The sequence below is a fragment of the Streptomyces sp. NPDC087906 genome (assembly GCF_055584925.1).
Window position 1 is genome coordinate 275979 of record NZ_JBVJLC010000003.1, and the last position, 14359, is coordinate 290337.

General features: G+C 71.4%; 11 protein-coding genes. All 11 read right to left on the reverse strand.

The window, feature by feature from the left end:
- Nucleotides 1-58 precede the first annotated feature (58 nt).
- The 11 genes from ACZ63I_RS10740 to ACZ63I_RS10790 all read right to left on the reverse strand — a co-directional run bounded on the left by ACZ63I_RS10740 (nucleotide 59) and on the right by ACZ63I_RS10790 (nucleotide 14332).
- Nucleotides 59-1105: a sugar phosphate isomerase/epimerase family protein gene (locus tag ACZ63I_RS10740; RefSeq protein WP_469337434.1), complete on the reverse strand. Its 1047-nt coding sequence runs from the start codon at nucleotides 1103-1105 to the stop codon at nucleotides 59-61.
- Between the two features lie 19 nt (nucleotides 1106-1124).
- Nucleotides 1125-2510, reverse strand: a complete 1386-nt coding sequence (locus tag ACZ63I_RS10745) for a nucleotide pyrophosphatase/phosphodiesterase family protein (RefSeq protein WP_469337436.1) — start codon at nucleotides 2508-2510, stop codon at nucleotides 1125-1127.
- Nucleotides 2507-3676, reverse strand: a complete 1170-nt coding sequence (gene eboE / locus ACZ63I_RS10750) for a metabolite traffic protein EboE (protein ID WP_469337438.1) — start codon at nucleotides 3674-3676, stop codon at nucleotides 2507-2509. The genes ACZ63I_RS10745 and eboE overlap by 4 nt, the downstream gene beginning before the upstream one ends.
- 4 nt (nucleotides 3677-3680) lie before the next feature.
- Entirely contained in the window at nucleotides 3681-4529 is an 849-nt protein-coding gene (locus tag ACZ63I_RS10755; RefSeq protein WP_469337440.1) for a TatD family hydrolase, read from the reverse strand.
- Nucleotides 4529-5128 (reverse strand): EboA domain-containing protein, encoded by a 600-nt coding sequence (locus ACZ63I_RS10760; RefSeq protein ID WP_469337442.1) that lies wholly within the window; start codon nucleotides 5126-5128, stop codon nucleotides 4529-4531. Before ACZ63I_RS10760 ends, ACZ63I_RS10755 begins: the two co-directional genes overlap by 1 nt.
- On the reverse strand, nucleotides 5125-5979 hold the full coding sequence (locus tag ACZ63I_RS10765) for a sugar phosphate isomerase/epimerase family protein (RefSeq protein WP_469337444.1): 855 nt from the start codon (nucleotides 5977-5979) through the stop codon (nucleotides 5125-5127). The genes ACZ63I_RS10760 and ACZ63I_RS10765 overlap by 4 nt, the downstream gene beginning before the upstream one ends.
- A complete protein-coding gene (locus ACZ63I_RS10770; RefSeq protein ID WP_469337445.1) occupies nucleotides 5976-6857 on the reverse strand; it encodes an SCO3242 family prenyltransferase in 882 nt (293 codons plus the stop codon). Before ACZ63I_RS10770 ends, ACZ63I_RS10765 begins: the two co-directional genes overlap by 4 nt.
- Nucleotides 6854-7981: an inositol-3-phosphate synthase gene (locus ACZ63I_RS10775; protein ID WP_469337446.1), complete on the reverse strand. Its 1128-nt coding sequence runs from the start codon at nucleotides 7979-7981 to the stop codon at nucleotides 6854-6856. The genes ACZ63I_RS10770 and ACZ63I_RS10775 overlap by 4 nt, the downstream gene beginning before the upstream one ends.
- Before the next feature lie 111 nt (nucleotides 7982-8092).
- Nucleotides 8093-11794, reverse strand: a complete 3702-nt coding sequence (locus ACZ63I_RS10780; RefSeq protein WP_469337448.1) for a ThuA domain-containing protein — start codon at nucleotides 11792-11794, stop codon at nucleotides 8093-8095.
- 297 nt (nucleotides 11795-12091) lie between these two features.
- Nucleotides 12092-13096, reverse strand: coding sequence for a sugar phosphate isomerase/epimerase family protein (locus ACZ63I_RS10785; protein WP_469337450.1), 1005 nt, complete (start codon nucleotides 13094-13096; stop codon nucleotides 12092-12094).
- 9 nt (nucleotides 13097-13105) lie between these two features.
- The gene (locus tag ACZ63I_RS10790; protein WP_469337451.1) at nucleotides 13106-14332 is read right to left on the reverse strand and encodes a Gfo/Idh/MocA family protein; all 1227 of its coding nucleotides are present in this window, start codon (nucleotides 14330-14332) and stop codon (nucleotides 13106-13108) included.
- Nucleotides 14333-14359 lie beyond the last annotated feature (27 nt).

Consider the following 14359-nt stretch of genomic DNA (forward strand, 5'->3'; position numbering starts at 1 on the left):
GGCCCCCGGTACGGCTCATGACGAGCCGTACCGGGGGCCGCCGGCGGTTCCTGGTGGCTCAGCCCTTCTTCTTCTCGGTCAGCGCGTGCAGATGGTCGGCCGACTTGCGGGCGAACGCGATGGAGTCGACCGGCTGGTCGTGCTCCACCTGCCAGTGGTGGTACGTGCGGCCCTTGTTGGTCTTGTTGACCTTCTGGATGAAGGTCTTGTAGTCGATGTCGCCGTCCCCGACGTCCGTCATGTCGTACCCGTCACGGGAGTCCGGGTCGTGCACACCGTCCTTGACGTGGAACAGCGGGTAGCGGTGCGGCTGCTGCACCACGTAGTCGATCGGCTCGAAGGGCCTGGGCTTGCCCTCCGGGGTGACGCTGTAGCGGAACTGGCCGGTGAACGCCCAGTAGATGTCCATCTCCAGGAAGACGAACTTCGGGTCGGTCTCCGCCAGCAGCACGTCGTAGAGGCGCACGTTCGGGTCGTCGGTCGCGAAGCCGAACTCGTCCCCGTGGTTGTGCTGGTAGAACTTCATCCCGCGCGCCCTGGCCGCTTCGCCGTAGGTGTTGAACTCCTCGGCGGCGCGCTTGTACGCGTCGACGGTGTTGCCGTACCGCGCGGGGCTCGAAGCGGTGCCGATGTGTTCGAGGCCCAGGGCCTGCGCGTCGTCGAGGACCTGCTCCAGCTTGGTCGCGAAGCTGTACCCGTCGGGGTTGCTGTCGGCGTAGTTGACATGGCTGCCGATGCCGTTGAGCCCGTAGCTCTTGGCGAGCCTGGCGAGCTGCTTCACGGTGATGCTGCCGATGCCCTGGGTGTAGCCCGCGTACTCGATCTCGTCGTACCCGAAGCTCTCCAGCTCCTTGAAGACGGCGGCGAAACCGATCTCGGCGATCTTGTCGCGCAGCGAGTAGAGCTGGATGCCGAGGCGGTTCGGGGGCAGTACCGGCTGGGTCGCGCCGGCGCCCTTCCCCTTCGCGGCGCTCTCGACCGCTCCCGCGGTACCGGCCGAGAGGCCGAGCAGGGCCGCGGCGCCGGCTCCGGCGGTGACGCCGAGCATGTTGCGTCTGCTGAGGCGGTGGGACAGCTCGGGGTCGACGGACTTCTTGCGGCTCATATGCGGAACTCCTTCGGTGTCAGTGCAGTCCTGCGAGGGTCAGCAGCAGGGACTTCACATCGGTGGCCGCGACACGGTCACCGACGGCGTGGGGGGCCGAGCACAGGATGAGCGGACCTTCTTCGTCGCTCGCCGGAAGGCGGCCGTGGCTGCCCCGGATGGGGGCGGGGTCGAGCGGTACGACGGCGAGGCGGTAGCGCATGCCCAGCTTCTTGCGGGCGATGGCCGTGGCCGCCTTCACCTTGACGTACGGGTCGAGGGGGTCCATGAACAGCTCGACGGGGTCGTAGCCGGGCTTGCGGTGGATCTCGACCAACTGGGCGAAGTCGGGGGCCCGTTCGTCGTCGAGCCAGTAGTAGTACGTGAACCAGGCGTCCGGCTCGGCGACGGCCACCAGCTCGCCCGAGCGCGGGTGGTCGAGGCCGTAGCGCTTCTTGCCCTCGTCGTCGAGGAGTTCCTCGATGCCCGCGAGGTCCTTCAGGGCCTCGCGGGTCGCCTCCAGGTCCTCCGGGCGGCGCACGTAGACGTGCGAGATCTGGTGGTCGGAGACGGCGAAGGCGCGGGAGGCCATCGGGTCCAGGTACTCCATGCCGTCCTGGGTGTGCACCTCCAGCAGACCTGCCCTGCGCAGCGCCCTGTTGATGTCCACCGGACGGGAGACCCGGGTGATGCCGTACTCGGACAGCGCGACGACGACCCGGCCCTCGGCCTTCGCGTCGTCCAGCAACGGGGCCAGCGCGGCGTCGAGTTCGGCCGCCGCCCGCAGCGAGCGCGGGTCGTCGGGTCCGAAGCGCTGGAGGTCGTAGTCGAGGTGCGGCACGTAGCACAGCGCCAGGTCGGGGGTGCGGGTGCGGATGATGTGCCGGGTCGCGTCGATGATCCACTGCGACGAGACGAGGTCGGCGCCGGGGCCCCAGAAGTGGAACAGCGGGAACGTGCCCAGCTCGGCTTCGAGTTCGTCGTGCAGCTCCGGCGGTCGGGTGTAGCAGTCGGGCTCCTTGCGGCCGTCGGCGTAGTACACCGGCCGGGGCGTGACGGTGTAGTCGGTGTCGGCGCCCATCGCGTACCACCAGCACACGTTGGCGACGGTGTAGCCGGGGTGGGCGCGGCGCGCCGCGTCCCACAGCTTGTCGCCCGAGACCAGCCCGTTGTGCTGGCGCCAGAGCAGGACGTCGCCGAGTTCGCGGAAGTACCAGCCGTTGCCGACGATGCCGTGCTCGGCGGGCAGGGTGCCGGTGAGGAAGGTCGACTGGGCGCTGCAGGTGACGGCGGGCAGCACCGTGGTCAGCGGGGCCTGCGAGCCGGCTCCCGCGAGTTTTTTCAAGTTCGGCATGTGGTGCAGCAGTTGGGGGGTGAGTCCGACGACGTCCAGCACCAGCAGCGGGGTGGGTCCGGTGTCCGTCATGGCAGCTCCTTCAGGCCGAGGTCGACCAGCAGGTCGCGGGCCAGGGTGAGTTCGGCGGCGATGCCGTCGGCGAGCTGCCCGCGGCTGCGGGGGCGCAGTTCGGCCGGCAGCGCCTGCCAGGTGTAGGTCTCGACCTCGAGGTGGCGGGTGCGCGGTTCGGCGACGCCGACGAGGCGGGCGAGGGTGTCCTGGAGCACCGGCAGGGTGGAGGTGAGCGGTGGCGCGGGCGGTGCGTGCAGCGGGACGTGGAAGTGCGAGCGCCAGGGCGCACCGTCCGGGAGTGTGCCGCCGCCGAGCGCCTCGTCCAGGTCGTCGGTGCCGCGCAGTCCCGCCGCCGTGCGGGTGCGGGTCTGGTGCAGGAAGCGGGGTTCGGCGAAGGCGCCGAGGGCTTCGCGCACCTCGGGCAGATGCGGGTCTTCGGCGTGCAGCGCGGCGGAGAGCTGCGCCTTGGGGATGACGATGTGCGCGGCTTCGAGTGCGGCGAGCGCGGTCGCCGGGTCCTCGAAGGAGGTGGCGAGATGGCAGGTGTCGACGCAGATGCCGATCCGGTCGCTGGCGATGTCGGTGAGCGGGCCGATCGCGTCGCCCGTGGTCTCGACGGTGCAGCCGGGTTCGGGCTCCAGGGCGATCCTGATGGATTTGCCGGTCAGTTCCTCCAGCGCGTCGAGCCGTGCGGCGAGGGTGCGCAGCGCGGTCCGCGCGGTGTCGGCCGCTGCCTCGTCGAAGGTGGTGCGCCAGGCGAGCGGCAGGGTGGAGACGGACCCCTCGGTGACGTCGTCGGGCAGCAGGGCCGCCAGCAGCCGGGCCAGGTCGCTGGTGTGCGAGAGCCGTTCGGGGTCGGCCCAGTCGGGCTTGTAGACCCGGTACTTGACCTCCTCGGCGCCGAATCCCTCGTAGGGGAAGCCGTTGAGGGTGACGACCTCAAGGCCGCGCCGGTCCAGTTCGGCCCGCAGGCCGCGCAGTTGGGCCGGGTCGTTGATCAGGGCCTGGGCCGCGCCCTTGGCGAGCCAGAGCCCGATGCCGAGGCGGTCGCGGCCGAGCCGCTTGCGTACCGGCTCGCAGTGGTCGCGCAGTTGGCCGAGCACCCCTTCGAGGTTCTCCGCGGGGTGCACGTTGGTGCAGTAGGAGAGATGGACGGTGGAGCCGTCGGGATGGCGGAAGCGCATGGGCTCACTCCCCGCCGCGGAGGATGGAGTTGCCCTCGTGCAGGGCCTCGGGGGCCGGTACGTCGAGCTGGAGTCTGCCGCTGAGTCCGTAGAAGGCGACGGGGTTGCGCCAGAGCACCTGGTCGACGTCGTCCTCGGTGAAGCCGGCGGCGAGCATCGCGTCGGCGACCTTGCGGGTCTTCAGCGGGTCGCTCTTGCCCCAGTCCGCCGCCGAGTTGACGAGGACCTTCTCCGTGCCGTGCGCCTTGAGCACGGCGACCATCCGGTCCTCGTCCATCTTGGTGTCGGGGTAGATGGAGAAGCCGAGCCAACTGCCGCTCTCGGCGGCGTCCTTGACGGTGGTCTCGTTGAGGTGGTCGAGCAGCACCCGGTCGGGGGCGAGGACCGACTCCCGGATCACGTCGACGGTGCGGCGCAGCCCGGCCAGCTTGTCCCGGTGCGGGGTGTGCACGAGCGCGGGCAGCCCGTGGTCGGCGGCGAGCTGCAACTGAGCGGCGAGCGCCAGGTCTTCGGCCGGGGTCATCGAGTCGTAGCCCAGCTCGCCGACGGCGACGACGCCGTCCTTGACGAGATAGCGGGGCAGCTCCTCCAGGACGGGCAGGCAGCGCGGGTCGTTGGCCTCTTTGGGGTTGAGGCCGAGGGTGCAGTGGTGGGCGATGCCGTACTGGGCTGCGCGGAACGGCTCCCAGCCGAGCAGCGCGTCGAAGTAGTCGTAGAAGCTGGCGGGTGAGGTACGCGGCTGGCCGAGCCAGAAGGACGGCTCGACCAGGGCGCGGACACCCGCGGCGTACATCGCCTGGTAGTCGTCCGTGGTGCGGGAGGTCATGTGGATGTGGGGGTCGAAGATGCGCATCAGGACTCCAGTCCCGTCAGGGTCAGTACGCGGTGCAGGTCTGCCGGTACCTCCCGGCCGGCCGCTGTGCGCTCGGCGGCGAAGTCGCCCAGCATCCTGGCCAGTTCGGCGTCGCCGGCGGCCCGTTCGGCGAGTCGGTCGACGGCGTCGACGGGCACTCCGGTGAACAGGCACTTGAGGATGGCGTGCCGCCAGGCGTGGGCGTCGAGGTGCGCCGCCGCGTACGGTCCGACGGCGGCGGCGACGAGCCGGGTGTCGTTGGTACGCAGCGCGTCCTCGGTGAGCGGCAGGGCGTCGGGCCCCGGGACGCGGTCGGGCAGGGCGAGCAGGACGGCGCGCCGTTCGGCCGCGTTGCCCTGGTGGTAGAGCCGGCCCAGGGTGTCGACGCCCGCGCCGGCCTGCTGGAGCAGCAGGGTGCGTACGTCGTCGGCGTTGTCCTGGCCGCAGTGCCGGCCCGCGGCGGCGAAGCGCAGCTCCCAGGGGGCGAAGGCAACGTTGTCGGGGGCGGCCCCGGCTTCGGTGAGCGCGCTGTCGAGCCAGGCGCGCGCGTCCGGGTCGAGCCGGGCGGCCAGCGTGTCGCGGGTGAGGGGTGGGGTCATGCCGGTGCTCCCTTCGTGACGATGCCGCGCAGGAATTCCAGGGAGGTGCGGGCTATTTCGGGTCCCGCGTGGGAGTGGCGCGGCAGCTCCACGACGGTCAGCCCCTGGTAGTCGGCCTCGGCGAGCGCTTCGAGCAGCGGCGGGAAGTCCATCTCGCCCTCGCCGAACGGCAGATGTTCGTGCACACCGCGCCGCATGTCCTCGATCTGGACGTGCCGCAGCCAGGGCGCCGCCGCGCGAACGCAGTCGGCGGGCGGCAGCGGTTCCAGGCACTGGCAGTGACCGAGGTCGAGGGTGAGGCCGAGCGGCGCCGGGTCCCCCAGTCGCCGCCGCAGTTCGTGGAATCCCGCGAGGTCGCCGACGAGATGTCCCGGTTCGGGCTCGACGGCGAGCGGGACCCCTTCGGCCGCCGCGGCGGCCAGCACGGGCGCCATGGTTTCTTCGAGGCGTCTGAACGCCGTCTCCGTGTCGGTGCCCGGCGGGGTGATCCCGCTGAAGCAGTGCACGGCGTGCGCGCCGAGATCGGCCGCCACCCGCACGGCCGTGACCAGCAGCGCGACCCGGGCGGCGCGTCCCTCGGGGTCCGGGTCGAGCAGCGAGGGTCCGTGTTTGCGGCGCGGGTCGAGCACATAGCGGGCGCCGGTCTCGACGGTGACGCCGAGGCCCAGCTCCGTCAGTGTGCGTCCCACCTGCCGGGTGCGGGCCGCGAGGTCGTCGGCGAGCGGGTCGAGGTGCATGTGGTCGAGGGTCAGCCCGACCCCCTCGTACCCGAGGTCGGCGAGGAGCCCGAGGGCTTCGTCGAGCCGCAGGTCGGTGAGTCCGTTGGTGCCGTAGCCGAGGCGCAGGCTCATGTGACGCTCACCTTCCGTCCGAAAGCGCGGGCGAGCGGTACGAGCCCCATCACCGCGAGGGCGCTGCCGAGGGCGCCGCCGCGCGCGGCGAGGGCGGCCTGGAGCGGGATCATGGCCCGGATCCCGCCGCCGACCGCGCGCTGGGTGAGCGGCGGCGACGGGTTGAGGACGGCGTGCGCGAGGGGCCGGGCGGCGGTCGCGACATAGGCGGCGCCCAGCGCGGGCACCGTCCTGCCCGCCGGGGTCGGTGCCGGGCGGCGGGCCACCGTGGCGCCGAGGGCCGCGGTCGCGGCGAGCGCGGCGAGCGGCGCCGCCGCCGAACCGCCCTGCGCCTCGTGCCGGGAGACGGTCGTGACGGCGACGGTGTGCGCGCCGAGCAGCGCCGCTGACGGCAGGCTCTTGGCGGCGGCGGATCCGCCGCCGCCCCGGACCGCCGCCGTGGCGACGGCGCCGAGCACCAGGTCGAGGGAGCGCGCCGCGCCCATGGCGACGGGACCCGCCACCGTGTGCTTCAGCCGCAGGTCGTACGCCCAGACGGTGGCGGCGAGCGCGGCGGACACCGCCAGCGGGGCGCGCCCCGCACGGGCGGACAGCGCGAGGCCCGCAGCCGTCAGGGCCCCGGCCGCCGTCAGGGCGGCGGCCGGGGAGATACGGCCCGACGGGATGGGCCGGTGCGGACGCTCGATCGCGTCCTCCTCGCGGTCCGCCCAGTCGTTGAGCGCCATGCCCGCCTCGTACAGGCACAGCGCGGCGCCGACCGAGAGCGCCGTGCCGCGGTTGGGCCGCAGGCCGGTCGCCGCAGCGCCGGCCAGGGCGTCGCCGGGGACGGTGAACAGGGCGGAGACCCGCAGCAGTTCGGCCCAGGCGCGCAGGCTCACCTGGTCTCCTTCAGCCGGTCGGCGAAGGCCAGCAGTATCTCGAACTGCTCGGAGAGGCCGGCGGGTCCCGAGTCCGGGTCCTTGAAGTAGAAGCCCAGTTCGGGCAGCGGGCCGCTGATGCCCAGTTCGTGGGCGCGGGCGACCAGCCGGGCCAGGTCGAGGACGAGCGGAGCGGCGAGCGCCGAGTCGCAGCCCTGCCAGATGGTCTGGAGGATCATCCGCGAGCCGAGGAAGCCGTCGAAGGCGATGTGGTCCCAGGCGGTCTTCCAGTCGCCGAGGGCGGGCACGTCGTCGATGTGCACCTCGCCCTCGGGGGCCGCGCCCAGGGTGTCGGCCAGGACCCGCTCCTTGCCCGCGTTCTTGGCGGCTGCCGCCGCCGGGTCGGCCAGCGCCGCCCCGTCCCCGCCGCCCAGCAGATTGGTGCCCGACCAGGCCCGTACGGTCAGGGCGCGCTGGACGAACATCGGGGCGAGTACGGCGCGGAGCAGCGTCTGGCCCGTCTTGCCGTCGCGGCCCGCGTGCGGAAGCCCGCCCGCCGCGGCGGCGTCGGTGAGGGCGGCGGTGCGCAGCCCGGTGGACGGGGTGAAGTTGACGTAGCCGCAGCCGGCTCGGACGGCCGCCGCCGCGTACAGCGAACTGGCGGGCAGCCGCGGGTCGTCGGGGCCCGGCTGGGGTTCGGTGGACGACACGTTGACGACGACGACGCGGGCGACGCCGGTGCGGCGCCGGAAGTCGGCGATGTCCTCGGCGAAGGCGGCGATGAGCTGGTCGTCGTCGCGGGTGTCGCCGGCCTGCGGTCCGCCGGGGCGTATCTCCTCGTCGGCGGCGGCGAGTTCGGCGCCGATCGCGGCGGGCAGGCCGTGCGGCAGTACGCCGGCGGCGGTCAGCTCCTCGGCGCGCTTGGGCAGCGGGCAACTGGCCGTGTCGTGGCCGCCGAAGACGAGGGTGGACAGGGCGGGGAGGCCGGCTGCCGCGAACGGCGGGGTCTCGGTGACCATGCCGGTCGGCGGGTGGAGCCCGGCGGTGACCGCCGCGCATCCCGCGACGGCGGTCGTGGCGACGGAGCCGCGCGCTCCGACGAACCAGACTCCGGTACGTCCTGCAGTCGATTCGGTGATGGTCACGGGCTGCCTCCCTGCCGTTGATGTGCCGGTCGTGCTGTGGTGGTTGATGGGCGGCGACGGGCGGGGGGTACGGCGCCTCCCCGCCCGCCGCCGGCTGGCGGCTGCCCGGCTCTACTGGGCAGGCAGTTCCCTGAGTTGGATGTTCCGGAAGGCGACCTGGTCGTCGGCACCGTGGTTCTGGATGCCGAGGTAGCCGTCCTTCAGGCTCCGCACAGGGTCGGTGTTGGTGAAGTCGTTGATCTTCACTCCGTTGAGGAAGACCTGCAGACGCTCACCCTGGACCTTGATCTCGTAGCTGTTCCACTGGCCGGGCGGCCGTAGCACCCGGTCTCTGGCCTTGATGTCGGCCGCCTTGAAGGTGTAGACCGAGCCGGTGGTGCGGTCCGGCGCGTCGGTCGCGTCGATCTGCACCTCGTACCCGTTGTCCACCGCCGACCAGGGGTCGTCGGACTCGGGGAAGCCCACGAACACACCGGAGTTGTCGTCTCCGTCGAGCTTCCAGTCGAGCTTCAGCGAGTAGGAGCCGAGCTGCTTGGGCTGGTACCAGAGCATGCCCAGGCCGCCCTCGCTGCGCAGTTCACCGTCGGCGACGGTGAACTTGCCGGGGCCCGCCTGCTTCCAGCCTTCCAGTGTCTGCCCGTTGAAGATGGTCCGGTAACCCGTCTTCGGCGCGCAGTCGGCCTTGACCTGTCCTGCCGCGTACCGCAGTCCGCCCAGCAGGTGCTGGCGGAAGTCGGGGTCGGCGTAGGACTCCTTGGTGTGGCCGAGTCCGGTGTAGAAGGACCGGCCGCCCTCGTAGGACTGGCACCAGGCGATCGGGTGGTCGCCGCGCATCGTGCCGCCCTGGTACGTGGTCTCGTCGAGGGTCGCCAGCACCCGCACCTTGGAGCGCGGGTTGGTGCGGTAGTTGTACAGCTCGTCGGTGTGCGCCCAGGTGTCACCGAAGTGCGCGGTGGCCGGGTTGGTGTGGTCCTCGACGCGTACGGTGGCCGGCTGGATCTGCGGGTGGCCCTGGAAGTAGGCGCCGACCAGGCCGCCGTAGAACGGCCAGTCGTACTCGGTGTCGGCCGCCGCGTGGACGCCCAGATAGCCGCCGCCGGTGGAGATGAAGTTCTCGAACGCGGCCTGCTGGGACGCGTCGAGCACATCGCCGGTGGTGGACATGAAGACCACCGCGTCGTAGCGGGCGAGGTTGTTGGTGGTGAACTGGGCGGCGGTCTCGGTGGTGTCGACCGTGATGTTGTTGTCCTTGCCCAGTTCCTTCAGGGCCGCGATGCCCTCGGGGATCGCGTCGTGCCGGAAGCCCGCGGTCCTGGAGAAGACCAGCACCCGCTTCTGGATCTTGCCGGGCGCCTGGTCGCTGATCTGGAAGTCGTCCAGGTCGTAGAGCGCGCCCGCACCGCCCTTGAAGACGAGGAACAGTTCTGTGGACTTCTTCGGTACGGCCCGCAGGGGGACGTCGACGTCCTGGAACGTGTCCCAGCTCCCGGTGACCGGGATGGGCGCGGAGCCGAGCAGATTGCCGTCGGGCGATCCGGTGCGCACTTCGAGGAAGCCGCCCGCGCCGGCCGAGGAGATCCGCGCGGTCAGTGTCTTCGAACCGGTCAGGTTGTACGGCGCGAACGAGATCCAGTCGCCGTTGTCGATGTCGCCGACCGTCTTGCCGCCGTTGGCGCTCGTCTTGGCCGGGGTGCTGATCCCGGACGAGTCGGTGAAGTGCTCGGCCTGCCGGTGGCGGGGCTGGAGCTGCGCCTCGTCGTGGCTGGTGAGCGCCGCCTGGCCGCCGCCTCCGCCGTCGGTGTACTCGGCGTCGATCACACCGAAGATGTTGGCGTTGGGATCGTGGTCGGCGTCGGCCGGCGCCGTGATGGTGCCTTCGCAGCCGTTGGCCGAGGTGATCGGATGGCCGTGGTTGTCATGGCCGAGGATGTAGCGGACGGTGACCTTGGCGCAGTCGATCGCCGTGCCGTCCTCGGGGTCGGTGACCGTGACCTTGAACGGGATGGCGTCGCCGAAGCTGAACAGCGCTCCGTCGGCCGGGAGTTGCAGGGTCACCTTGGGCGCGGTGTTGCCGACGACCACCCGTACGGACGCGGTGCCGGTGTGGCCTGCCGGGTCGGTCGCGGTGAGGGTCGCGGTGTAGGTGCCGTTCTTCTTGTACGGGTGGACCGGATTGGTTTCCGTCGAGCTGGTCCCGTCGCCGAAGTCCCATGCGTAGGACAGCTCGTCGCCGTCCGGGTCCTGGGTGCCGGCGGAGGAGAAGCTGACCCGCAGGGGCGCGGTGCCCGAGGTCTTGTTGGCCGAGGCGACCGCGACGGGCGAGCGTCCGCCGGTGATGTTCTCGATGCGGTAGACGGCGGAGTTGTCGTCGCCGCCGAACCAGGAGAGCCCGTAGTCGAGTACGTAGAGCGCGCCGTCGGGGCCGAACTCCATGTCCATGACCTGGGTGCCGGTCCACGGGAAGTCGTTGATCTTGGAGACCGTGCCGTCGGCGCCCTGCTCGATCCGCTTGATCCACTGCCGGCCGAACTCACCGGCGAAGAAGTCGCCGTCGTACTCCTCGGGGAACTTCACCGCGGAGTCGGAGTCGGCGTCGTAGCGGTAGACGGGTCCGCCCATCGGGGACTCGGAGCCGTTGCCGAACTCCGGTACGCTGCCGCCGTCGTAGGGGATCCAGGCCGGCTGGGCCGGCGGCAGGTCGGTGAGACCCGTGTTGTGCGGCGAGGTGTTCTTCGGCGCCGCGCAGTCGAAGGCGGCGCCCGACGTCCCGGTCGCGAAGTCGTAGTCCACGAACGGGTCGTTGTTCCCCGTGCAGTACGGCCAGCCGAAGTTGCCGGCCTCGGTGATCCGCGCGAACTCGACCTGGCCGCCCGGCCCGCGGGTCGGCGAGGCCGCCCCCGCGTCGGGGCCGTAGTCGCCCACGTACACAACGCCGGTCTGCTTGTCGACCGACAGCCGGAACGGGTTGCGGAAGCCCATCGCGTAGATCTCGGGGCGGGTCTTGTCCGTACCGGGAGCGAAGAGGTTGCCCTCGGGGACGGTGTACGAGCCGTCGTCGGCGACCTTGACGCGCAGCACCTTGCCGCGCAGGTCGTTGGAGTTCCCGGCGCTGCGCCGCGCGTCGAACGCCGGGTTGCGGTCCGGGCGTTCGTCGATGGGCGTGTAGCCGTCGGAGGCGAAGGGGTTGGTGTCGTCGCCGGTCGACAGGTACAGGTTTCCGTCGCCGTCGAACGCGATGTCGCCGCCGACGTGGCAGCAGGTGCCGCGGGACGTCGCGACGTCGAGGACCTTCTTCTCGCTCGCCTTGTCGAGGGTGCCGTCCGCGTTCAGTGTGAAGCGCGAGAGCCGGTTGTACCCGTCGAAGGGTGCGAAATCGGCGGCGGTGCCGTTCTCGGGGGCGTCGCCGTCGGGGGTGTTGAGCTTGGGCGCGTAGTACAGGTAGATCGCGCGGTTCTCGGCGAAGCCGGGGTCGACGCCGACGCCCTGGAGGCCTTCCTCGTCGTGGCTGTAGACCTCCAGTGTGCCGGCGACCTTGGTGGTGCCGGCGGCGTCGGTGATCCGCAGTGTGCCGTCACGCGAGGTGTGCAGCACCTGCCGGTCCGGCAGGACGGCGAGCGACATCGGCTCGCCCACCTCGTCGGCGCCCTTCGCGAGGGTCACCTGCTGGAAGCTGGGGTCGGCGGCCGGCTCCTCCTCGTGCCGGGTGGTCGGGTCCGCCGCGACGGCGGGTACGGCGCTGAGGCTGCCGACGGCGAGCAGCGCACCGGTGAGCAGTGCGAGGAGTGGTCTGGCTCTGAGACGTTTTCTGTGCACGAAAGTCCTCCAGAAGTGGGCTGTTCGTACCTGCGGGTCACCGAGGAGCGCGAGGCGCTCTCTTGGCACCGGCGTGCGCCGTCACACCGGGGACCATCCGTGTACCGGGGACCATCTGTGTCCTGTACACCTCAGTGGACGGTAGCCGGGTTCGTCCGGGACGGAAAGACCTTGCGCAGAGGTGAAGTTGCACTTTTTCCCGGATCAGGACAAAGGCGGATCCGGGCATGCCGGACCGCCCGGTGGTGGTGGTCACCACCGGGCTGTCCGTGCGGGGCCGGGCGGGGAGGCCCGGCCCTACTCGCCGCCGCCGAAGGCCGCGTCGAACGACGCGGTGGGCGGGTCGAAGTCGAAGCGCTTCAGGTCCCTGAGCGCCTCGGGCGCCCCGGCGAGCCGGTCCATGCCCGCGTCCTCCCACTCGACGGAGACGGGACCCTCGTAGCCGATCGACCGCAGCATCCGGAAGACGTCCTCCCACGGCACGTCGCCGTGGCCCGCGGAGACGAAGTCCCAGCCGCGCCTCGGGTCGCCCCAGGGCAGGTGCGAGCCCAGCCGGCCGTTGCGGCCGTCGAGCCGCTTGCGGGCCTCCTTGCAGTCCACGTGGTAGATCCGGTCCCGGAAGTCGTAGAGGAAGTTGACCGGGTCCAGGTCCTGCCACACGAAGTGGCTGGGGTCGAAGTTCAGCCCGAACGCGGGCCGGTGGTCGACCGCTTCGAGCGCCTGCTTGGTGGTCCAGTAGTCGTACGCGATCTCGCTCGGGTGCACCTCGTGGGCGAAGCGCACCCCCTCGGCGTCGAAGACGTCCAGGATCGGGTTCCAGCGCTCGGCGAAGTCCTGGTAGCCCCGCTCGATCATCCCGGGCGGCACCGGCGGGAACATCGCCACCAGATGCCAGATGGAGGATCCGGTGAAGCCGATGACCGTGTTGACGCCGAAGGCGGCCGCGGCCCGCGCGGTGTCCTTGATCTCGGCGGCGGCGCGCTGCCTGACGCCCTCGGGCTCCCCGTCGCCCCAGATGCGGCCGGGCAGGATGCCCTGGTGGCGCTCGTCGATGATGCTGTCGCAGACCGCCTGGCCCACCAGGTGGTTGGAGATCGCCCAGCACTTGAGCCCGTACTTGTCGAGCAGTTGGTGGCGGCTGTCCAGGTACCCCGGGTCGGCCAGGGCCTTGTCGACCTCGAAGTGGTCGCCCCAGGTGGCGAGTTCCAGGCCGTCGTAACCGAAGTCACGGGCGAGCCTGCAGACCTCTTCCAGGGGCAGATCGGCCCACTGGCCGGTGAACAGGGTGAACGGACGTGGCATTCGGACCTCCTAGGCGGGTGTCCCCGGCGGGGGCGGCACGGGTGTGTAGACGGCGTTCTTCGCCGCGCTCTCCTCGACGGCTGCGAGCACCCGCTGCACCTGCAGTCCGTCGGCGAACGACGGCGCCGGGTCGGTGCCGGCGGCGATCGCCTCGACCAGGTCGCGGGCCTGGTGGATGAAGGTGTGCTCGTAGCCGAGCGCGTGGCCCGGCGGCCACCACGCCTCCAGGTACGGGTGTTCCGGCTCGGTGACCAGGATCCGGCGGAAGCCGGACGACGGCGCCGGTTCGGTGTGGTCGTGGAACTGCAGCTCGTTGAGGCGCTCCAGGTCGAAGGCGAGCGAACCGCGCTCGCCGTTGATCTCCAGCTTGAGCGCGTTCTTGCGGCCCGAGGCGAACCGGGTCGCCTCGAACGAGGCCAGCGCGCCGGAGGCGAGCCGGCCGGTGAACACGGCGGCGTCGTCCACGGTCACCGGACCGTGCTCGGCGCCGCCGGACGCCGAAAGACCCGCCGAGGCCCCCGCCAGCACGGGGCGCTCCTTGACGAAGGTCTCCGACAGCGCGGAGACCCCCGCCAGCGGCTCGCCCGTCAGGAACTGGGCGAGGTCGATGATGTGCGCCCCCAGGTCGCCGAGCGCCCCGGAGCCCGCGTGCTCCTGCTGGAGCCGCCAGGTGAGCGGGAACTCCGGGTCGACCAGCCAGTCCTGGAGATAGGTGACCCGCAGATGGCGCAGTGTGCCCAGCCTGCCCTCGGCGATGAGCTTGCGGGCGTACGCGACAGCCGGCACCCGGCGGTAGTTGAACCCCACCATCGCCAACTGCCCGCGCGACCTGGCCGCTTCGGCGGCCCTGACCATCTCCTCCGCCTCGGCGACCGAGTTGGCGAGCGGCTTCTCGCACAACACGTGCTTGCCCGCCTCCAGCGCGGCGATGGCGATCTCCGCGTGGCTGTCCCCCGGTGTGCAGATGTCGACCAACTGCACATCGTCCCGGGCGATGAGGTCCCGCCAGTTCGTCTCGGCGGCGGCCCAGCCGTGTTTGGCCGCCGCCGCGCGCACGGAGTCGGCGTCTCGTCCGCAGATCGCGGCGAGCGCCGGGCGCATCGGCAGGTCGAAGACATGTCCTGCGGTGCGCCACCCCTGTGAGTGGGCGGCGCCCATGAACGCGTATCCGACCATGCCGACACCGAGTGTCGGCGGCGCACCGGCCTCTTTCTCCGACGCTTCCCTGGGGGTCATACGGGACACTCCTCGTCTCTCATTCAG

What these genes read in the sequence shown, in the direction of transcription:
- ACZ63I_RS10755 (WP_469337440.1), bottom strand. Translation starts at nt 4,529, where the DNA reads ATGCGCATCTTCGACCCCCACATCCACATGACCTCCCGCACCACGGAC.
- ACZ63I_RS10745 (WP_469337436.1), bottom strand. Translation starts at nt 2,510, where the DNA reads ATGACGGACACCGGACCCACCCCGCTGCTGGTGCTGGACGTCGTCGGA.
- ACZ63I_RS10760 (WP_469337442.1), bottom strand. Translation starts at nt 5,128, where the DNA reads ATGACCCCACCCCTCACCCGCGACACGCTGGCCGCCCGGCTCGACCCG.
- ACZ63I_RS10790 (WP_469337451.1), bottom strand. Translation starts at nt 14,332, where the DNA reads ATGACCCCCAGGGAAGCGTCGGAGAAAGAGGCCGGTGCGCCGCCGACA.
- eboE (WP_469337438.1), bottom strand. Translation starts at nt 3,676, where the DNA reads ATGCGCTTCCGCCATCCCGACGGCTCCACCGTCCATCTCTCCTACTGC.
- ACZ63I_RS10785 (WP_469337450.1), bottom strand. Translation starts at nt 13,096, where the DNA reads ATGCCACGTCCGTTCACCCTGTTCACCGGCCAGTGGGCCGATCTGCCC.
- ACZ63I_RS10740 (WP_469337434.1), bottom strand. Translation starts at nt 1,105, where the DNA reads ATGAGCCGCAAGAAGTCCGTCGACCCCGAGCTGTCCCACCGCCTCAGC.
- ACZ63I_RS10765 (WP_469337444.1), bottom strand. Translation starts at nt 5,979, where the DNA reads ATGAGCCTGCGCCTCGGCTACGGCACCAACGGACTCACCGACCTGCGG.